Source organism: Brevundimonas sp. TSRC1-1, from assembly GCF_049898245.1.
GTDB classification, from domain to species: Bacteria; Pseudomonadota; Alphaproteobacteria; order Caulobacterales; family Caulobacteraceae; genus Brevundimonas; species Brevundimonas mediterranea_A.
In genome coordinates this window covers 390,827-410,151 of sequence record NZ_JAFCXI010000001.1, presented here as the reverse complement: position 1 = coordinate 410,151, position 19,325 = coordinate 390,827, and the positions used below count along the sequence as shown (strand labels likewise).

20 protein-coding genes are annotated in these 19,325 nt (G+C 67.1%); 8 read left to right on the top strand and 12 right to left on the bottom strand.

All coding sequences use genetic code 11. The features are described 5' to 3' along the window. The first annotated feature begins 67 nt into the window (after positions 1 to 67). Positions 68 to 973: a cobalamin biosynthesis protein CbiG gene (locus ACP7CK_RS02070; protein ID WP_426024979.1), complete on the top strand. Its 906-nt coding sequence runs from the start codon at positions 68 to 70 to the stop codon at positions 971 to 973. Between the two features lie 51 nt (positions 974 to 1,024). Here the strand turns inward: ACP7CK_RS02070 and ACP7CK_RS02065 are convergent, their stop codons facing one another. Next, positions 1,025 to 2,203 carry a carboxynorspermidine decarboxylase gene (locus tag ACP7CK_RS02065; protein WP_426024978.1) on the bottom strand — a complete coding sequence of 393 codons (1,179 nt, stop codon included), beginning with the start codon at positions 2,201 to 2,203 and terminating at the stop codon, positions 1,025 to 1,027. Positions 2,204 to 2,213: 10 nt separating this feature from the next. Next, positions 2,214 to 3,419, bottom strand: a complete 1,206-nt coding sequence (locus ACP7CK_RS02060; protein WP_426024977.1) for a saccharopine dehydrogenase C-terminal domain-containing protein — start codon at positions 3,417 to 3,419, stop codon at positions 2,214 to 2,216. A gap of 473 nt (positions 3,420 to 3,892) precedes the next feature. Between ACP7CK_RS02060 and ACP7CK_RS02055 the strand changes: the two genes are divergently transcribed. Then, positions 3,893 to 4,120: a hypothetical protein gene (locus ACP7CK_RS02055; protein ID WP_426024976.1), complete on the top strand. Its 228-nt coding sequence runs from the start codon at positions 3,893 to 3,895 to the stop codon at positions 4,118 to 4,120. Positions 4,121 to 4,136: 16 nt separating this feature from the next. Here the strand turns inward: ACP7CK_RS02055 and ACP7CK_RS02050 are convergent, their stop codons facing one another. The 3 genes from ACP7CK_RS02050 to ACP7CK_RS02040 form a co-directional block, all read right to left on the bottom strand. Continuing rightward, complete coding sequence (locus ACP7CK_RS02050) at positions 4,137 to 4,823, bottom strand: glutathione S-transferase family protein (protein WP_292150707.1); 687 nt, start codon at positions 4,821 to 4,823, stop codon at positions 4,137 to 4,139. A gap of 158 nt (positions 4,824 to 4,981) precedes the next feature. Then, the gene (locus tag ACP7CK_RS02045; protein ID WP_426025423.1) at positions 4,982 to 5,647 is read right to left on the bottom strand and encodes a glutathione S-transferase family protein; all 666 of its coding nucleotides are present in this window, start codon (positions 5,645 to 5,647) and stop codon (positions 4,982 to 4,984) included. 149 nt (positions 5,648 to 5,796) lie between these two features. Further along, positions 5,797 to 6,069 carry a DUF427 domain-containing protein gene (locus tag ACP7CK_RS02040; protein WP_426024975.1) on the bottom strand — a complete coding sequence of 91 codons (273 nt, stop codon included), beginning with the start codon at positions 6,067 to 6,069 and terminating at the stop codon, positions 5,797 to 5,799. Between ACP7CK_RS02040 and ACP7CK_RS02035 the strand changes: the two genes are divergently transcribed. Next, complete coding sequence (locus ACP7CK_RS02035) at positions 6,009 to 6,920, top strand: LysR substrate-binding domain-containing protein (protein WP_426024974.1); 912 nt, start codon at positions 6,009 to 6,011, stop codon at positions 6,918 to 6,920. The genes ACP7CK_RS02040 and ACP7CK_RS02035 overlap by 61 nt on opposite strands. A gap of 163 nt (positions 6,921 to 7,083) precedes the next feature. Here ACP7CK_RS02035 and recN read toward each other — a convergent pair whose 3' ends face one another. Together recN and ACP7CK_RS02025 are read right to left on the bottom strand one after the other, a co-directional pair. Continuing rightward, positions 7,084 to 8,781: a DNA repair protein RecN gene (recN, locus tag ACP7CK_RS02030; RefSeq protein WP_426024973.1), complete on the bottom strand. Its 1,698-nt coding sequence runs from the start codon at positions 8,779 to 8,781 to the stop codon at positions 7,084 to 7,086. A 97-nt stretch (positions 8,782 to 8,878) separates the two neighbouring features. After that, the gene (locus tag ACP7CK_RS02025; protein WP_292150702.1) at positions 8,879 to 9,733 is read right to left on the bottom strand and encodes an outer membrane protein assembly factor BamD; all 855 of its coding nucleotides are present in this window, start codon (positions 9,731 to 9,733) and stop codon (positions 8,879 to 8,881) included. A 191-nt stretch (positions 9,734 to 9,924) separates the two neighbouring features. Here ACP7CK_RS02025 and ACP7CK_RS02020 point away from each other — a divergent pair, with 191 nt between their 5' ends. Next, the gene (locus ACP7CK_RS02020) at positions 9,925 to 10,860 is read left to right on the top strand and encodes a ribose-phosphate pyrophosphokinase (protein ID WP_008261436.1); all 936 of its coding nucleotides are present in this window, start codon (positions 9,925 to 9,927) and stop codon (positions 10,858 to 10,860) included. 84 nt (positions 10,861 to 10,944) lie between these two features. Continuing rightward, positions 10,945 to 12,045 carry a hypothetical protein gene (locus ACP7CK_RS02015; RefSeq protein WP_426024972.1) on the top strand — a complete coding sequence of 367 codons (1,101 nt, stop codon included), beginning with the start codon at positions 10,945 to 10,947 and terminating at the stop codon, positions 12,043 to 12,045. Positions 12,046 to 12,112: 67 nt separating this feature from the next. On the opposite strand, the gene ACP7CK_RS02010 is transcribed toward ACP7CK_RS02015, so the two are convergent. Both ACP7CK_RS02010 and aceA read right to left on the bottom strand, forming a co-directional pair. Further along, the gene (locus tag ACP7CK_RS02010; protein ID WP_008262023.1) at positions 12,113 to 12,322 is read right to left on the bottom strand and encodes a hypothetical protein; all 210 of its coding nucleotides are present in this window, start codon (positions 12,320 to 12,322) and stop codon (positions 12,113 to 12,115) included. A gap of 46 nt (positions 12,323 to 12,368) precedes the next feature. Next, positions 12,369 to 13,649, bottom strand: coding sequence for an isocitrate lyase (aceA, locus tag ACP7CK_RS02005; RefSeq protein ID WP_292150636.1), 1,281 nt, complete (start codon positions 13,647 to 13,649; stop codon positions 12,369 to 12,371). A gap of 156 nt (positions 13,650 to 13,805) precedes the next feature. Here aceA and ACP7CK_RS02000 point away from each other — a divergent pair, with 156 nt between their 5' ends. Genes ACP7CK_RS02000 through ACP7CK_RS01990 form a run of 3 tightly spaced genes read left to right on the top strand, consistent with a single transcriptional unit; the run spans position 13,806 to position 15,866 of the window. Further along, positions 13,806 to 15,236, top strand: a complete 1,431-nt coding sequence (locus ACP7CK_RS02000) for a helix-turn-helix domain-containing protein (protein ID WP_426024971.1) — start codon at positions 13,806 to 13,808, stop codon at positions 15,234 to 15,236. A gap of 37 nt (positions 15,237 to 15,273) precedes the next feature. Continuing rightward, on the top strand, positions 15,274 to 15,597 hold the full coding sequence (locus tag ACP7CK_RS01995) for a hypothetical protein (protein ID WP_292150639.1): 324 nt from the start codon (positions 15,274 to 15,276) through the stop codon (positions 15,595 to 15,597). Next, positions 15,594 to 15,866 (top strand): type II toxin-antitoxin system RelE/ParE family toxin, encoded by a 273-nt coding sequence (locus tag ACP7CK_RS01990; protein WP_426024970.1) that lies wholly within the window; start codon positions 15,594 to 15,596, stop codon positions 15,864 to 15,866. Before ACP7CK_RS01995 ends, ACP7CK_RS01990 begins: the two co-directional genes overlap by 4 nt. Before the next feature lie 4 nt (positions 15,867 to 15,870). On the opposite strand, the gene ACP7CK_RS01985 is transcribed toward ACP7CK_RS01990, so the two are convergent. From ACP7CK_RS01985 to ACP7CK_RS01975, 3 genes are all read right to left on the bottom strand, one after another. Continuing rightward, positions 15,871 to 16,701, bottom strand: a complete 831-nt coding sequence (locus ACP7CK_RS01985) for a universal stress protein (RefSeq protein WP_426024969.1) — start codon at positions 16,699 to 16,701, stop codon at positions 15,871 to 15,873. A 71-nt stretch (positions 16,702 to 16,772) separates the two neighbouring features. Continuing rightward, positions 16,773 to 18,221, bottom strand: a complete 1,449-nt coding sequence (locus ACP7CK_RS01980; RefSeq protein ID WP_426024968.1) for a hypothetical protein — start codon at positions 18,219 to 18,221, stop codon at positions 16,773 to 16,775. A gap of 65 nt (positions 18,222 to 18,286) precedes the next feature. After that, a complete protein-coding gene (locus tag ACP7CK_RS01975) occupies positions 18,287 to 19,276 on the bottom strand; it encodes a helix-turn-helix transcriptional regulator (RefSeq protein ID WP_426024967.1) in 990 nt (329 codons plus the stop codon). Positions 19,277 to 19,325: the final 49 nt, after the last annotated feature.

Here is a 19,325-nt window from a genome sequence, read left to right as displayed (position 1 = left end):
ATTGGGCGGCGAGAGGTCTAGAACCCCCGCTCATTCCTATCGACACGCCTTTTTACGGGAGGCCGCCTTGGCCCGCCTATTCGACGCCTATGTCGTCGCCGACTGGACCGCCGCCGAAACCAAGAAACTCGGCGACACCTCGCTGTGGATCGGGGTGGCGAAGCGCGACGTGCGGTTCCGCCTCTATACCGAGACGCACAATGTCGCCACGCGGGCCGAGGGCGAGGCCCTGCTGGCCTCGATCCTGGCGGATCACAGAAAGCGCGGCGACCGGGTTCTGGTCGGGCTGGACTTCAACTTCGGCTATCCGGTCGGCACGGCCGCGCGGCTGAAGCTGGACGGAACCCCCTGGCAGGCCATGTGGAAATTCATCGCTGCCAATGTGGTGGACAAGGCCGATAATACGAACAACCGCTATCAGGTGGCGGCCAAGATGAACCGGCTGATGACCGACGAGGCCTGGCCGCTGTGGGGGGCGCCGGCGAAACAGGCGCAGCGCTGGCTGACGACCACCAAGCCGCCCGCAGGCGCGGGCGCCGACATTCCCGAGTTCCGGGCGACCGAGAATGCGGCGCGCAAAGGCAAGCTGCAGCCCAAGAGCGTGTGGCAGATGCACGGCGCCGGCGCCGTGGGCGGCCAGACCCTGGTGGGCATCCCGGCCGTGCGCCGCCTGCTGGAAAGCCTCGGCCCCGCAGGCGCCGTCTGGCCGTTCGGCACGGGCTGGCGCGCCCTGACGCCCGACGACGTCGAGCCCCTGTCGGCGCTGGTGGTCGAGGTCTGGCCGTCGATGTTCGACGGCAAGCCCAACGAGGGCGAGTTCAAGGATCAGGCCCAGGTCCGCTCCACCGCCGAGGCCCTGGCCCAGATGGACGAGGCCGGCGAACTGGCCAAGGCCTTCGGCCCGCCCAAGGACGCCACACCCGAACTGATCGCCCAGGTCGAGCAGGAAGAAGGCTGGATTCTGGGGGTCTGAACCTGGAAAAAACCTCGACAAATTCTGGAGAATTCGTCGAGGTTCTCGATATCAGGACAGGCGGTCGCGGAACTCGAAATAGTCGAATTCGCGGACCAGTTTCAGCGCGTCGGTGTCGCTGTTCCACAGGGCGATGGCCGGCAGCGGCACCCCGTTGAAGGTGTTGGTCTTCACCATCGAATAGTGGGCCTGGTCCAGGAAGGCGATGCGGGTTCCGGCGGTCGGCGCAGTGGCGAAGCCATAGTCGCCGATGATGTCGCCGGCCAGGCAGGAGGGCCCGCCCAAGCGATAGGTCACGCCGCCCTCGGCCTCGTTCAGCATGGCCGGGCGGTAGGGCGCCTCGATCACATCGGGCATGTGGCAGGTCGCCGAGATGTCGGTGATGGCGATGGGCAGGCCGTTATGGAAGGTGTCCAGCACCTCGCCCACCAGTATGCCGGCGTCGAGCGCAATGGCCTCGCCCGGCTCGATATAGACCTGAAGCCCGTAGCGTTCGCCCAGGTCCTTCAGGAAGCCGACCAGGGCGTCGATGCGGTAGTCGGCGCGGGTCACATGGTGGCCGCCGCCCAGGTTGATCCACTTCAGGTCCGGCAAAAGGGGCGCCAGCTTCGGCTCCACCGCAGCCCAGATCCGCTCCAGCGGCTCGAACCCCTGTTCGCACAGGGCGTGGATGTGCAGGCCGTCGACGCCCTGCAAATGCTCGGGCGTCAGTTGCGACACCGGAAAGCCGAGGCGCGAGCCCAGCTGGCAGGGGTCGTATTTGGCGACCTCGCCCTCCGAATGCTCGGGGTTCAGCCGCAGGCCGATGTCGAACGTCTCACCCCCGGCGCGGGCGGCGGCGATCAGGTCGGCGAAACGGGCGATCTGGTCCGGGGCGTTGAAGATGACCGTGTCCGACAGACGCAGGATCTCGGGCAGGTCGGCGGGCTTGTAGGCCGGGGAATAGGTGGTCAGGTGGCCGTGATAGAACTCCCGCGCCAGCCGCGCCTCCCATAGGCCCGAGGCGCAGACGCCGTCGAGGTATTCCCCGACGACGTCGGCCAGCGACCACATGGAAAAGGCCTTCAGGGCCAGCAGGACCCGGGCGTTTCCGCGCACGCCGACGTCTTGGAGGACCGACAGGTTGCGACGCACCGCGACCTCGTCGACCACGAAGGCGGGCGACGGGACGCGGTTCAGATCGAACCGAGCGAAGGCGCCCGGTCCGCCGGCCTGGGTCTGCATGACCATGGGCGTATCCTCAGAAGTCCAGCGGAGCGGGCAGTTCCTCGACCGTCCACGGCAGACCGTGCTTGTTCAGCATGTCCATAAAGGGATCGGGGTTCAGTTGTTCAATGTTGAACACCCCCTCGCCCTTCCACTGGCCGGTCAGCATCAGGGCCGCGCCGATCATGGCGGGGACGCCGGTGGTGTAGCTGACGGCCTGGTTGCCGGTCTCGGCATAGGCTTCCTGGTGGTCGCAGATGTTCTTGACGTAGACCGTCTTGGCCGCGCCGTCCTTCTGGCCGGTGGCGATGGTGCCGATATTGGTCTTGCCCTTGGTGATCGGGCCCAGCGACGAGGGTTCCGGCAGCAGGGCCTTCAGGAACTCGATCGGGATGATCTCGCGGCCCTGGAACATCATCGGCTCGATCGAGGTCATGCCGATGTTCTCCAGCACTTCCAGGTGCTTGAGGTAGGAGTCGCCGAAGGTCATCCAGAAGCGGATGCGCTTGATTTCCGGATAGAATTTGGCCAGAGACTCCAGTTCCTCATGATACATGAGGTACATGTTCTTGGGCCCCACGCCCTCGAAGTCGAAGGTCTGCTTGTGCGACAGGGCCGGACCCTCGACCCACTGGCCGTCGGCCCAGTGACGCGACGGGGCGGTGACTTCGCGCAGATTGATCTCGGGATTGAAGTTGGTCGCGAACGGCAGGCCGGTGTCGCCGCCGTTGCAGTCCAGGATATCGAGCGTCTCGATCGAATCCAGCAGGTGCTTCTTCGTATAGGTGGTGAAGACCGAGGTCACGCCGGGGTCGAAGCCCGAGCCCAGCAGGGCCATCAGGCCGGCTTCCTTGAAGCGGTCCTGATAGGCCCACTGCCACTTGTATTCGAACTTGGCCTCGTCGCGCGGCTCGTAGTTGGCGGTGTCGAGATAGTTGACCCCGGCGGCCAGGCAGGCGTCCATAATGGCCAGGTCCTGATACGGCAGGGCCAGGTTGACGACCAGGGCGGGCTTGACCGCCTGGATCAGGGCCGTGGTCGCCGCCACGTCGTCGGCGTCGATCGCCGCCGTGTCGATGGTCACGCCAAAGCGCGACTTGACGGATTCGGCGATGGCGTCGCATTTCGACTTCGTCCGGCTCGCCAGGGTGATGTGCGAGAAGATGTCCGCATTCATCGCCATCTTGTGGACGGCGACCGAACTGACGCCGCCGGCGCCAATGACCAGCACCCTGCTCATGTGTGCTTCTCCTGAAGACTGAAATGCTCTGGCGACATCGCCGCCCGTATAAAGGGTGCGGCTCTTAGCACGATGATGACAGGACCGCTAACCCGCGCGGAATTGATGTCGAGGCCGTCTCCCCCGGACGAGGCCCACGGCGGCGGAGACGAAAAAACAGGGTGTAGATAGTGCACTTTGGCCGAGGCGCCGTTCCGGCGATTGCACGTGCACAGGCGAAACGGCGCCATGTGCAAAGGGTGCGATGGACGAGACTTCACGTTTTTCAAAGACCGGCGGGGATTATAGGGCAGGTTTGAAGCGTGTCAGGTCGATTGGGAATCCCGGATCTCGCGCGCTTGAAATCCAACGACATCCTTTCGGGAATTAGGGCGGCATGCTCGAAGCTCTTGCTCGAGTCATTGCCGACTTGCGCCAGGAGCAGACATTATTGTCGGCCCACATGCCAGACACTCACGCCGGCAAGGCGTGGAATGGCGGTGGAGGTCACTTACGGCCTGTCGGACGCGACCGACCACCCGGGCGCGCGCGAGCAGGCTGATGGCGCCATCGATCCGACGTGGTGCATCGGCATTCAGCTGTTCGCGGTCGTCGCCCAGCAAAGGCTGACGCCTGCTGGGCGACGAACACCATGTCGATCAACCGGCTTGCGACAAGCGGCGCGAACGCAGACCGCTGCCAGAGTGATGATCAACGTCTGATCAAAGGGCGCTCTGCTTAACTCCGCCAATGCGGTGGATAAGCGGCCTCATAGCCCCGCATTGTCTCCATTCTCGAGAGCCACGCGGCCAAAGCCGGCAGACGGGAGCCCAGGTCTTCGAGGCCAAGCGCCATCTCGGCGGCTTCCGAACGCAGCCCGACCCGCCGCAGCATCTGGATGTTTGGCAGCGCCACGATGTCCGCCGCGCTGATGACCTCTCCGGCCAGGTAAGGCGCGACCGACAGGGCTTGCTCCATCCAGCCAAGCGCATCGATCGCACGCGCGGCGGACGCGCGCATCCCCTCGGGATCGTCCTTGGCGTGGCCGCGCAAGAGCGGGCGGATGATCTCCACGTCGAGGAGATCGCGAGTATAGTTCTCGAACTCGTTGACCCGCTGCCAGATGCGGCCGTGCTCCTCCCCTGTCCGACCGAACAGCGGCACGGCGGGATAGGTGCGATCCAGGAAGGCGATGATCGCCACGGATTCGTAGAGGGCCGTCTCGCCCGTCTTCAGCACAGGCACCTTGCCACGCGGATTGAGCTCGAGGAATTCAGGGGAGCGGTTCTCCTGCCTGGCCGAGTCCATGCGCCGGGAGACATAGGGCAGGTCCTTGTAACCGAGCGCCAGTTGCACCCGCCACGCATAGGGGCTGCCGCTAATCCAGAAGAGTTCGTGTTCCACAGTCGGCATATTCGCGCTCATGATTTCATTGTCCGCCGGCCAGCACGCGGTTGATCGTCTCGGCCACTTTTCGTCAGGTGAATTGCGAAGTCTGCGGTTCCGGGATGCGCGCGCCAGCCAGCTCTGTCGCTGCGTACCCCTGACGGCGCCGCGACGTCGGCCGACTGGCGGTTTCCGTTTCAGAGCGTGACGCCGACGCCCGCTAGGAAGGTGTCGATGCGGTTGTCGACCTCGGCCTTCGTCTCGGCCCAGGCCGGGACTGACTCCAGGAGATTGTCGTGCCAGGCCATCAGGTTCGGATAGTCCCGCAGCGGAGGCTTTGAACGATCGATCTGGGAGAAGGGACCCGCGATATCGATATCGGCCAAGGTCAAGGCATCGCCAACCATGAACCTGCGGCCCTCAAGGTGCTGGTCGAGCACCCTGGCCGCGGCGCGCATCTTGCCCTCGGCGAAGGCGATGACGGCTTCGTCCTTTGGCAGGCCCATGACCGTCTTGCCGACCCGCTCGTCAAAGAGGGCCGTCGCGAAAATGCGCCACTGCTCGCCGGACCAGAACATCCATTGAAGGACCTCGAAGCGCTCGGTCTCGGTCGTTCCGGCGAGGGGGGAATTGACCTTGCCGGCCAGATACAGATTGATCGCGCTGGCCTCGTAGAGAACAAAACCTCCATCTTCCAGCACCGGCGTCAGACCGTGCGGGTTCAGCCGTGACTTGAAGTCGTCCGTCTGGCTTTCGCCCTTGAACAGGTCAACCTTCACGCGTTCCAGGTCGACGCCCATGATCCGGGCGGCCGTGGTCACGCGCCGCAGACTGCCCGAGCCGGGATCGCCGTAAATCTTCATTGTCATAGCAGCACCTTGGTTTTGACTCCTTGGGAGGAGCGTTCGAAACGAAGATGATGCATGCCATTTGAGAATGCTATTGAGCCAAAATGAATGACTTATATTCTTCTTAGGCATATGCCGGTGGGGGCGCACCGCGCTGGCGCTAGCTAGTCTTGCAGGCTGATGGAAACGCGATCGGAATAGAAGGCGAGGCGCCCCGCGATGTCGGCGACCGCGTCCAGCGGCGTCTCGTAGGTCCAAACGCTGTTCAGGCCGGGCGCTCCGAGCGCCGTCCTTTCGGCCTCATCTCTAGAATATAGGTAGGTTCTGGTAAGACCGGGACCCGCTATGCCTTCTATCCTCTCCAGGAATATCAGCGATGGACAAGTTGGATGCGATGCGAATGTTCGTGCGCGTCGTCGAAAGCGGGAGCTTTTCACAAGCCGCGCGAGACCTGAATGTCAGCCAGCCGACGGTCAGCAAACAGCTCGCCGCGCTTGAGGCGCGGCTTGGGACGCAACTGCTCGCGAGAAACTCTCGCGCCCTCGCCGTGACGCCCGCCGGACAGGACTATTACGAGGCCACCGTGCGGATCCTGCAGGATCTCGACACAGTCGAAGAGCGAGTCCTTGAGGGTCAGTCGGCCCCTTCAGGTCTGGTCCGCGTGACCCTCTCGCCGGCCTTCGGGAGGATGTTCGTCATTCCCCGGCTGCTCGAATTCCGTGCCCGTTTTCCCGACGTCGCGATCGAGATGGAAGTCTCCGGCCGGCATGTCGACCTTATCGAGGAAGGCATTGACGTCGCGATCCGTATCGGTCGGCTTTCGGATTCAAGCCTCGTCGCCAGGCGCATCGGCGACATGCGAATGATTACCCTGGCCTCAGCCGGCTATCTCGCCCAGCACGGCACGCCGCGATCGCTGGACGAACTCCGCAGCCACCAACGTATCGGCTATGTTTACCAGGGCGACATCGTCGGGTGGGGGTTCCATGTAGACGGCAGGCTGGTGACGGTGGATGGCGGGGGCGCGTTTCGAACCAATGACGCCGAGCATGTCCGCGGCGCGGTCCTGGCAGGCCTCGGCATCGCCCATCACGCGAGCTGGCTGTTCACGGATGAGCTGGCCTCCGGTCAGGTCGTCCAAATTCTGGAAGAGCATGCACCGCCCGCTTTCCCGATCAACGCCGTCACCGCTGCCGGCCGACGCATGCCCTCACGCGTGCGGAACTTCATCGATTTCCTCGCAGCGATCTGCGCCGAGGAGCCGGACTTGAGAGCAGGCGACGGCTAGCGGCCACCATCAGCCAATGCAGCCCGGAACGCGCACTTGCGTGTGCACCGAAATCGTCGTCGGAGATCGTCGTTGGTTCTGTGAGATGCGATCACGGAGGCCGGTTGCCCGAAAGCAGACACTCCCAACTGCTTGTTTGAGTCAGAAGCCGCCTCCAACACCCCTACCCGATCAGCGCCCGCGCCGCCGCCCGCGCCTCATCGGTGATCTCCGCCCCCGACAGCATCCGCGCGATCTCTTCCTGACGCCGCGCGTCGTCCAGGGCGACGACGGTGGTGGTGGTCATCCCCTCGTGGTCGGCCTTCATCACCTTCCAGTGGGCGTGGCCGCGGGCGGCGACCTGGGGGCTGTGGGTGACGACCAGGACCTGGGCGCCGGTGGACAGGCGTTTCAGGCGCGAGCCGACGGCCTCGGCCACGGCGCCGCCGACGCCCTGGTCCACCTCGTCGAAGATCATCACCGGCTGGCGCATGTCCTCGCGGCTGGCCAGGGCGGCCTTCATGGCCAGGGCGAAACGGGCCAGTTCGCCGCCCGAGGCGATGGCGTCCAGCGGCCCGAAATCGGTTCCGGCGTTGGTGGCGATCTGGAAGCGCACGGTCTCGACCCCGTCGGGGCCGCGCCGGCCCTCGATCGGCTCCAGCGCCACGCGGAACCGGGCGCGCTCCAGCTTCAGCGGGCCCAGTTCGCCCATGACGGCGGCGGTCAGGCGGTCGGCCGCCGCCTCGCGCGCCGAGGTCAGGAAGGTGGCGGCTAAATCGTAGGATTCGGCGGCCTCGGCGGCTTCGCGGCCGGCGTTGGCCAGGGCCTCCTCGCCGTCCTCGATCAGGCGCAGCTGCTCGCGAAGGCGGATGCGCAGCGACGGCAGGGCGTCGACCGTGGTGTTCAACTTGCGGGCGGCGGCGCGCAGGGCGAACAGCCGTTCCTCGGCCTTGTCCAGGCGGCCGGGCTCATAGTCGAAGGCGTCGGCGGCGGCGTCCACGGCGGCGACCGCTTCGGCCGCCTCGACCATGGTGCGGTCGATGGCCTCGACGGCGGCGGACAGTTTGACGATGACCGGATGGTCGCCCTCGGCCCCCGCCTGGCCGGCGCGCTGGCGGGCGTGTTCGACGGCGCGCAGGGCCGCGCCCAGTTTCTGGCTCAGCTTGTCGCCGCCCAGCTGGGTGCGAGCGTCGGCCAGGTCGGCGATGGCTTTTTCGGCGGCGCCCAGCAGGGCGCGTTCGCCGGCCAGTTCCGTCTCCTCGTCGGCGCGAGGGTCCAGGGCGTCCAGTTCGGACAGGTTGAGCGTGATCTCCTCGACGCGGGCGGCGGCGTCGGCGGCCTGGGCCTTCAGCTCGGCCAGTTTCGCCTCGGCGGCCTTCAGCTTTGTCGAGGCGGCGGCGACGGCCTGGAGCTGGGGTTGAAGACCGCCATAGGCGTCCAGCGAGCCCCGGTGGGTGCGCCAGTCCAGCAGGCCGACGGTCTCATGCTGGCCGTGAACCTCGACCAGGGCGGCGCCGATCTCGCGCAGGGCCGTGACCCCGGCGGGCTGGTCGTTGACATAGGCCCGGCTGCGGCCGTCGGCGTTCAGCACCCGGCGCAGGATCAGGTCCTCGCCCGGCTGGACCTCGAACCCCTTGTCGGCGATCAGGGCCAGCAGGTCGGGATCGTCCGGGGCGCTGAAGATGGCGGTGGCCACGGCCTGTTTGGCGCCGTGGCGCACCAGGCCGGCGTCGCCGCGCCCGCCCAGGGCCAGACCGAGGGCGTCCAGAATGATCGACTTGCCCGCCCCCGTCTCGCCGGTCAGCACGGTCAGGCCGGTCTCGACGTCGAGATCCAGCACGTCGACCAGGACGACGTCGCGAATGGAAAGGGCGGTCAGCATGGCAGGTGGTCGCCGGTGGAACGAATCAGGATCACGCCGACAGAATCGGGAGATGTGCTGAAATGCACAAGGCTTTCCGGCGACAGTCTTCGGCGGGTCAGCCGGGGATGATCCGCTGCAGCCAGGATTCGCGCTTGGCCTCGGGGGCCTTGTCCGGGGTCTGGCCGTTTTCGGTCAGCAGGGCGTAGGCCTCGGCGTACCAGGGGCTGCCGGGGAAGTTGTAGCCCAGGACGGCGCCGTTGCGGGTCGCCTCTTCCTTCAGGCCCAGCTGCAGATTGACCTCGACCAGGCGGTACAGGGCCTCGGGCGTGTGGGAGGTGCGCTGGAACTCGGGGTTGGCGATGACGGCCTTGTAGCGGTTCAGGGCCGCCAGCGGCTGGTTGGCGCGCTGGTAATAGCGGCCGATGTTCATTTCCTTGCCGGCCAGCTGGTCGTTGACCATGTCGATCTTGACGGCGGCGTCGCTGGCGTAGGGCGTGCCCGGATAGCGGCGCGCCACGTCCTTCAGCCCGGCCAGGGCGGCGTTGGCGTAGCCCTGGTCGCGACCCACGTCGGTGATCTGTTCGAAGTTGCAGACCGCCTTCATGTAGAAGGCGTAGGCCGCCGAGGGATTGCCCGGGAACAGGGAGATGAACCGGTCCGAAGCCGCGATGGCGTCCGCGTAATTATTGTTCTGATAGAAGGCGTAGACCTGCATCAGGATCGAGCGGCGCGCCCAGTCCGAATAGGGATGCTGGCGTTCCACCTCCTGGAAATAGTCGACGGCGTCGGCCCAGCGGCGCTGTTCCAGGCGCTGGTAGCCGGTGTTGTACAGGGCCTCGACCGGCCGTTCCTCATAGGCGAGCTTGGGTCGTGCGTTGCCGGCGCAGCCCGCGATTGTCATTGCGGCGGCGGCCGCAGCCATCAGCACCAGGCCGGAACGGATCTTGGAAACGGACAAGGATGACCCCATGACGAGCAAAGACAGACCCTCGGCCTGGCTTCGGAAACGAACGCGGCGTTCTCTAGCACCCACGACCGGACCGCGCCATGCCGACGAAAACTCTCCGCACACGACTTGCCCTGCCCGGCACCGCTGGTAAAGAGCGCGCCAACCGACCGCCGTTCATGGGGGTCGGATGACGGCGAAAGGATGACCAGCCGATGAAGCTGCTCTCAGGCAACTCCAACCGCGGCCTCTCTCAGGCCATCGCCGACCATCTGGACGCCCCCTTGACCAAGGCCCAGGTCAAGCGGTTCGCCGACAATGAGGTCTTCGCCGTGATCGAGGAGAACGTCCGCGGCGAGGACGTCTTCATCCTTCAGTCGACCAGCTATCCGGCCAACGACAATCTGATGGAGCTGCTGATCATCACGGATGCGCTGGTGCGCGCCTCCGCCCGTCGGATCACGGCCGTCATGCCCTATTTCGGCTATGCGCGTCAGGACCGTAAGACCGGCGGCCGCACGCCCATCTCGGCCAAGCTGGTCGCCAATCTGATCACCCGCGCCGGCGCCGACCGGGTGCTGACCATGGATCTGCACGCCGGCCAGATCCAGGGCTTCTTCGACATTCCGACCGACAATCTGGTCGCCACGCCGGTCCTGGCCCAGGACATCCGCGAGAATTATGCGCGCGGCGACGACCTGATGATCGTCTCGCCCGACGTCGGGGGCGTGGTGCGCGCCCGATCGCTGGCCAGCCGCCTGAACGCCGACCTCGCCATCGTCGACAAGCGTCGCCCCAAGGCGGGCGAAAGCGAGGTCATGAACATCATCGGCGACGTCGAAGGCCGAAGCTGCATCCTGTTCGACGACATCGTCGATTCGGGCGGCACCCTGGTGAACGCGGCCAAGGCGTTGATTGATCAGGGCGCCACCGAGGTCTCGGCCTATATCAGCCACGGCGTTCTGTCCGGCCCCGCCGTGCAGCGCATCACCGACGGGCCGCTGAAGGAACTGGTGATCACCGACTCCATCGAACAACCCGATGAAGTCCTGAAGTGCCCGAAAATCCGCAGGGTTTCCGTGGCTCCGCTTATCGGTGAAGCTATCCGGCGGATCGCCAACGAAGAATCCGTGTCGAAGTTGTTCGATTAATCTTCGGCAAACCACTTTCCTCACGTTATAAGCGGCTTCAAGTACACGCCCCGTCCGGGGCCATAGTTCTGTGGACGCGCCCCTATGCCCAAGGCCTTCATGACCCGCGGCCTGTCGATCGCCGCCCTGGCAGCCGCTGTTTTCCTGGCGAGTTGCACCACCAAGGAGCCAGAGGCGCCCCCGCCTCCCCCGCCGCCTCCGCCGCCGGTTTCGCTGAACGAGGGCGTGGCCCAGGCGGCCTCGATCTATGTCGCCTTCCTGCGGGAGGCCGAGACCATCCAGCCGGGCGGCTTCCCGGACGCCGAATCCATCCAGGCCGCCATCCGCAAGGGCGCCTCGTATGAGCCGGCCCAGTTGTCGCGCGGCCTGATCGCCTACGGCTCGATCATCGCGCTTCAGTCGCCCGAGTTCGTGGCTGGGGTGCGCCAGTTCGCCGCCGATCCCGTCCAGCGCCAGCAGATGATCGCCCAGATCGTCGCCGATCCGGCCTATGCCGCCACCCTGCCCGGCGCCGACGCTGCGGCGGGCCTGATCACCGCCACCATCGGCAAGGACGCCGTCGCGATGCGCGCCATCGCCGAGGCCGTCGAGGCTGACGCCTATACGGTTCAGGAACGCAACGATCCGCGCCGTCGCTGGGCCGTCACCCACGTGCCCAACCGCGAAGTTCGGCTGGAGGGCGCCAAGACCCTGTCGGCGGCGACCATGCTGCCTTCCGGCGATGAATCGAGCCGTCTGTTCACGGCCGCCAACACCGGCCAGGGTCTGTCGATCGAGGCGTCGCGCAAGGCGCCGCCCTATACGCCGGCCCTGACGCGGTCGCTGGCCATCGCCGCCCTGGCCGCTCTCGGGGCCGCCGGCGACGAGGCCCGGGCCAATACCGACGCCCTGGTGGTCGAGACGAACAGCGAATTCTGCCTGAACATGTCCAAACTGATGCTGTTCCAGTGCCTGGCCGCCTCGCGCCCCGCCTATGAGGACATGTTCTGCCTGGGCCGTCACGTCGCACGCGACCTGGCCACCTGCACCACCCAGGCGGTGCTCACGACCTCGATCACGGTCGGCGATCCCGAAGAAGCCAGCACGCCCCCCGCCGCGGTTTCGCCGGTTTCGGTCACCCTGACGCAGACGCCCGCGCCGTCGCCGACGGCCTCGCTGAACACCTCGCCGTCTTCGTCGCGCTAAACCCGTTCAGACGGACGAAGGCCCGCCCCGAGCGATCGGAGCGGGCCTTTTCCTTGCGCGGGACGGCCTATTCGTAGCCGTGCGCGGCCTCGTTGATCACCTGGGACGGCATGGACGAGAAGTCCACGGCGATCGGCTTGGCGACCTTGGCCTGATAGGTTCGAAGCACATGGGTCATGCGACGGCGCACCTCGCGTTCGGCCTCGGTGCCGGTGTCGAGCGCCAGGGGCGCCAGGCAGAAGTCGATGATGGCTTCGGTTCGGGTCAGCGGTTCCATGGAGGTTCCTTTCCTTAAGCTGAGGGGGCCTTAAGCTGAGGGGGCCTTAAGCCGCGTGGGTGAACTGGGCGGTCTCGGTCGAGTCCTTCAGCGCCGTCGTCGAGGACGTGCCGTTGGAGATGACCGTGGCGACCTGATCGAAATAGCCGGTGCCGACTTCGCGCTGGTGACGCGTGGCGGTGTAGCCGGCGGCCTCGTTGGCGAACTCGCGCTGCTGCAGCTCGGAATAGGCCGCCATGCCGCGATCGCGATAGCCGTCCGCCAGCTCGAACATCGAGTTGTTCAAGGCGTGGAAGCCGGCCAGGGTCACGAACTGGAACTTGTAGCCCATGGCCCCCAGCTCGCGCTGGAACTTGGCGATGGTGGCGTCGTCCAGCTTGGCCTTCCAGTTGAAGGAGGGCGAGCAGTTGTAGGCCATCAGCTTGCCGGGGTGCTTCTTCTGCACGGCCTCGGCGAACTTCTTCGCGTCGTCCAGGTCCGGGTGTGAGGTCTCCCACCACAGCAGGTCGGCGATGTTGGCGTAGGACAGGCCGCGCGCGATGCAATGATCCAGGCCCGTGCCCTCCTTCAGGCGGAAGAAGCCCTCGGGGGTGCGGTTTTCGCGGTCGATGAAGGGCTGGTCGCGCTCGTCGATGTCCGAGGTGATCAGCTGGGCGCTTTCGGCGTCGGTGCGGGCGACCGTGATGGTCGGCGTACCCATGACGTCGGCGGCCAGACGCGCGGCGACCAGATTGCGCTCATGCGCCTGGGTGGGGATCAGGACCTTGCCGCCCAGGTGGCCGCACTTCTTCTCCGACGCCAGTTGGTCCTCGAAGTGGACGCCGGCGGCGCCCGCCTCGATGAAGGCCTTCATGATCTCGAAGCTGTTCAGCGGGCCGCCGAAGCCGGCTTCCGCATCGGCGACGATCGGGGCGAACCAGTCGCGCTTGGCGCCGCCCTCGGCGTGCTCGATCTGGTCGGCGCGCTGCAGGGTGCGGTTGATGCGGCGGCACAGTTCCGGCGCGGCGTTGGCCGGGTACAGCGACTGGTCCGGATACATGGCCGAAGCGGTGTTGGCGTCGGCCGCGACCTGCCAGCCTGACAGATAGATGGCCTTCAGCCCGGCGCGGACCATCTGCATGGCCTGGTTACCGGTGACGGCGCCCAGGGCGTTGATGAAGGGCTCGTCGTGCAGCAACTGCCACAGACGGTTGGCGCCGCGCTCGGCCAGGGTGTGGGTGATCGGCACGGAGCCGCGCAGGCGCAGAACGTCTTCCGGCGTATAGGGGCGCTCGATGCCGTCGAAACGGCCGGCGGGCGAAGGAACCAGGTCGGCGAAGGTGGTCATGGTCGAACTCGGTCTCTGAATGGCGCGGCCGCAGCCGCCGTCTCGGAGACAAGAACACGCTGAAGTCACGAATGACACAGTGTCTAAGCTCGTATTGATGTCAGTTTGTCATATCATGACTTTGCATAGTCAGTCATAATGTGACATTCTCCGACCATGGAAATCGCCGCTGATCGCAAGCTTTTCCTCGGCGCCCGGCTGAAGCGGCTGCGGCGCGACCTGGCTCTGACTCAGACGGCCATGGCGGCCGACCTAGGCGTTTCGCCTAGCTATCTCAACCACATAGAACGCAATCAGCGGCCCGTTTCGGCCCAACTGCTGCTGCGATTGGCTGAGACCTATGACGTCGATCTGCGCAGCCTGAACCAGGGCGGGGCGGCGGACGAGGCGCGGCTGGGCGAAGTTCTGACCGACCCTCTGTTCGCGGGCCTGTCCCTGCCCCGCCACGAACTGGTGCAGTTGCTGGAAGAGGCGCCCGGCGTCGCCGACGCCATGCTGCGCCTGTACCAGGCCTTCGACGACGGCCGCGCCCGGGCCCGCGCCGCCGCCGAGAACGGCGAAGGCCTGGTGGACACCAGCCCGGCCGAATGGGTTCGCGAATATATCCAGTCGCGCGGCAACCACTTCCCTGAACTGGACCAGATGGGCGAGGCCCTGGCCGAGGCCCTGGCGGCCGAGGTGCCGGCCCACGCCGACGGTTTCGAACCCGCCGCGCGCCAGCGGCTGGCGGCGAAACACGATCTGGGCGTCCGCACCCTGCCGGCCGAGGTCATGGTGGAATGGACCCGCCGCTACGACCTGCACCGCCGCCGCCTGCTGCTGTCCGAGGCCCTGGGCCCGTCGTCGCGCGCCTTCGCCATCGCCTATCAACTGGCCCTGGCCGAGCAGGGCCCGGCCCTGAACGCCATGGTCCAGGCCGCGAACGCCCCGGACGGCCCGACGCGATCCCTGCTGAAGGTGGCCCTGACCAATACCCTCGCCGCCGCGATCCTGATGCCCTACGCCGCCTTCCAGCGCACGGCGGAAGAGACCGGATATGATCTGGCGCGGCTCCAGGCCCGCTTCGGGGTCAGCTACGAACAGGCGGCGCATCGGCTGACAACCCTGTCGCGGCCGACGGCGCGGGGCGTGCCCTTCTTCCTGATGCGGGTCGATCAGGCGGGCAATATCTCCAAACGCTATGCCGCCGGCGCCTTCCCCTTCTCGCGCTTCGGCGGCGCCTGCCCGCGCTGGCGGCTGCACTCGGCCTTCCGCACGCCGGGCCGGATCATCACCCAGATCATCGAGACGCCAGATGGCGGGCGCTGGTTCACCTTCGCCCGCACGGTCGAACGCCAGGGCCAGGACGGCTATGGCGACGCCCACGATCTGGCCGTCGGCCTGGGCTGCGAGCTGCGCCACGCCCACCGGCTCGCCTACGCCCACGGCCTGGATCTGGAACGGCCCGAGGTCACCCCCATCGGCCCCGCCTGCCGCCTGTGCCACCGCCATCCCTGCGCCGAACGCGCTGCGGCGCCCATCGACCGGCCGCTGGCGGTGGACGACTGGTCCAAATCGGTCAGCCCGTACCCGTTCGCGGCGATGTGAGTTCACAACAACTCATAGTTGTGACAGACTGCAAATTATGGCCGATCATGTCCTGACCCTGCCCCTGACCGACGAGGCGCTTGAGCGGCTCAAGGCCGCCGCGCATGCGGCGGGCATGACGCCGGAAGCCTATGCCGTCGCTGTCCTGGACAGGACGCTTACAGAGAACTTATGTGGCGTCAGAGAAGACCAAGTTGCTTTCGAAGCGGGGCTGACCGGGCTTCACGCCGCGCCTCCAGAGGGTCCGACCGCGGCGGAAGCTCTGGCCGAATATGATCGCACGGGCGTCTACGAAACCTTCGAGGAATGGTCGACGGCGTTCGAAACGGACCTAAAGGCGCGCCTCGACGCCCGACGGTGAAACTCCGCTTCTCGGAACAGGCGGTTCGTGACAGGCGACGCCTCGCCGCCTTTCTGGCCGACCGCAATCTACGCGCCGCCCTGCGCGCGTTTCAGGCAATCACCCAATCCGTATCCCTTCTACTCCGCACGCCGTTCACGGGACGGGAAAAGGAAGATCACCGCGAGCTTTACATCCGCTTCGGCGACAGCGGCTACGTCGTCCAATACCGCGTCGATGCGGACGCCGTCGTCGTCGCCCGCATCTTCCACGCCCGCGAGGACCGCTGAGGCCTCAGTGGCTCAGCAGAAGCCAGGACTGGCTGCGGTTCAGCAGGGCCTGGGTGACGCCGCCCAGCACCCATTCCCGCATCCGGGAATGGCCCCAGGCGCCGGCGACGATCAGATTGGCGCCGGTCTGTTCGACAAGGGCCAGGATGCGGTCGCCGGCGGGGCGTTCGTCGCGCACCTTGGCCTCGCTTTCGGCGACGACGCCGTGGCGGCGCAGCCAGGCGGCGACGTCGGCGACCCGCGCGGCGGCGGCGGCCGCGTCGGCCGAGGCGCAGATCTCGACCACCTTGACCTCGCGCGCCTGTTTCATCAGCGGCAAGGCGGGGGCGACGGCGCGCTGAGCCTCGCGCCCTTCCTTCCACGCCACCAGGACGACCCCATCGACCGGCGCGGCCGAGGCCCGGGGCGGCGCGACCAGGACGGGCCGGCCGATGTTCATGATCAGGTCGCCCGCGTCCGGCGCACGATAGGGCAGACGCCCGGCGTCACGCCCCACCAGGATCAGGTCGGCCGCCCGCGCATGGCGTGCGACACAGGAGGCGGGATAGCCCGTCTCCGCCCGCCATTCGTGATCTATGCCGGTGTCCTTCATGGCTTCGAGGAAACGGGCCTTGGCGGCGGACAGTTCGCCGTCGGCCTGGTCCCGGCGCAGGGCCAGGATTTCACCGGCCATTCCCCCGGCGACATAGGCGTCGACCAGCGGCGGCTCGGGCTCGCTGACGGAGATCCCGATCAGGGTCGCGTCGTGAATGGCGGCGAGATCGCGCGCGAAACCGATCCGCGCGACATTGTCGGCCTCGTCATCCACATAGACCATCAGGCTCGCATAGGTCATGGCGGTGCTCCTTGTTGCCGGAGTCTGGATGCGCCCTTCGGCCCCGTCCCGCCTTGATCCGCGTCAAACCGTCAGATCAGGATCACCCGGCCGTTGTCGAGGCGGAAGGCGACGCCGGTGCGCTGGAACAGGCGGGCGATGACAGCGGAAGGGTTGGCGACGCCCTGGTCCAGCATGGTCGAGATGTCGTTGGCCAGGGTGGGGTCGCGCGACAGGCGGGTCAGGGCGCCCAGCCATTCGTCGCGGCTCAGCACCCCGTCGTCATTGTCGCGGCGCTGAAAATCGGCGACCACGTCGAAGAAGTCGCCGCCGCCCGCGCGTCGTTCCGCCGCTTCGATGACCAGGCCCCAGACGGCGCCGCAGGCGTAATAGGCGCGGTTGTCGCCCCGGTCGCCGGCCGAGGCCACGGGCTTGCCCGCCGCCAGGGTGACGCAGTCGTCCACCTCGCGCTGCAACTCGGCCCGGTCGTCATAGGCGGGGTCGATGGCCTTCAGCGCGCGCACGGCCATCAAGTCGGCCCCGCCCTCGGTGATCCAGGCCTCGCGGGCGTACTGGTATTTCAGCCCCTGAGAGCCCAGCCAGAAATGCGCCGCTTCGTGGCCGATGAACCAGTGGGCCCGGGCCAGGGCCTGGGCGTCGGGGTCCAGCACCCCCTCCCCTTCGAAATTCATCGAGATCAGCCCCGGCAGAACGCTGCCGCCCATGCTGGACAGGGATCTGGTCGGGCCGGTCCAGCTGACCATCAGGGTCGGCGCCTCGCCCTGAGCCCGACCCAGGCGCTGGGCGTAATAGGCCATGACGCGGGGTGTGAAGCCGGCCAGTTCCTCGCCCAGCCAGCGCGGCAGACCGGGATCGATGACGGTGGTGATCCCTTCGCCCCGGCGGGTCGTGGCGTCGCCGAACAGGACATAGGTCTGGGCGTCAACGGCCGTGACCTGGGCCGCGCGTTCGCCCTTGAACAGCACCGGGCCGGCGCGGTCACGCCAGGTCACGCTGGCCGGGCCGCCGGGCACATCGACGCCGTTCAGGTCGCGCGGCAGGGCGCGGGCGGCGGTGGCGGACTCCAGCGGGATGACGTCGAACTGACCGGAGAACAGCGCCACCGTCCCGTCCGAGAACACCAGCGCCGGATCATACTCCGCCTCCAGATCGCCGGGGCGCGGCGTCATGGCGATGCGGACATTGCGCGGCACAGGGCCGCCGTCGGTCGAGCGCAGCACGTCGTAATCGCCGATCCGCTCCAGCACGACGCCCGGCGTCTCCACCCGCCACCAGGCCGGACGCCAAGGCTGGCGGCTCTCGCGCAGCAGAGCCGACCGGAAGAAGGCCCAGGCCGGGGCGTCACGATCCAGCACATACTCCGCCGTCCAGCGATCACCGTTGCGTTCGACCGACACGTCGACGCGGCCGTCTCCGGCCATGCTCGGGTCTTGCGACGCGACGACGGCGGGCGAAGCGCAGGCCGCAACGGTCGAAAAGCCGACAAGGGCGGCGCATATGAGGGCCGTCTTCAGACGCATGAAGTTCTCCAACAGGTCAGGCCTGCGATAGCGAGGGCCGGCGACAGCGTCACCTTAAGCCTTGGTCATGCGCGGGCCGCGTCCAGAGCGCGCCCGGCCGCCGCCAGTTCCCCGGCCATGACGGCCTTAAGCCGCTCGGGCGCCAGGATCATGGCCTGTTCGCCCCAGGTGAACAGGTGCCAAGCCAGTTCGCGCATGCCCGAGGCGCGGAACCGCACGATGACGGCGCCGTCCGCCTGATCCTCGAACGACTGGGTCGGGTGCCAGCGCCAGCTCTTCGCCTCGGCCGCACCCTCGGGGGCGATGCGCAGCACCACATCCTCGATCTCGTCCTGATAGATGCCGAAGGACTGGCTGGCGAAGACGCCCAGGTCGAAATCGGCGGGCGGGACCGCCACCCCGTCCTGCGGGGCGACATGGGTCATCCGGTCCAGGCGGAAGGTCTGGATGCGGCCCGTCTCCCGGTCGGCGGCGACCAGATAGTTGGCCCGGCCGAACATGACGCCGCAGGGGGCGACGGTCCGCCTGCGCGGCTCGGCGCCCGGTCGGGAATAGGTGAAGCCCAGCGGCTGCTGCGCCAGCACCGCCCCGCGAATGGCGGTCAGCAACCCCTCGTCCGCCGACGGGCGCGGGCCGGCCTGGACGGCGATGGTCTCGGCCCGAACCAGGGCCTCCAGGTCCGGGGCCATCCGGTTCAGGGTGGTGGAGCGCATCGCCGCCTTCAGCTTGCGCTCCAGCGCCTCCAGCGCCGCCGCGCGGGCCGGTTCGCCGGCGGCGCGCAGGGCCGAGGCGGCCTTGGCCAGTTCCAGCATCTCGGTCGCGGTCGGCGCCTGTTCGAAGGCGGACAGGCCGCCGCGGATGCGCCAGCGTTTCGACGGCGGATCCGACACCTCCTCCACCTGGGGGAACAGCATGAGGACGGCGTCACGCATCCGTTCGGCGGTGCGGCGGCCGACGCGCATGTCGCGCGCCATCTCGTCGATGGTCAGGCCTTCGGCGCTGGCGGCCATGCGCCGCGCCAGGTCGATCACCATGGCCGCCTTGTCGTGTCTCACCGCCGCTCCTGAAATGATACGTCCGTTTCTGACGCAACAGTGCGCCATA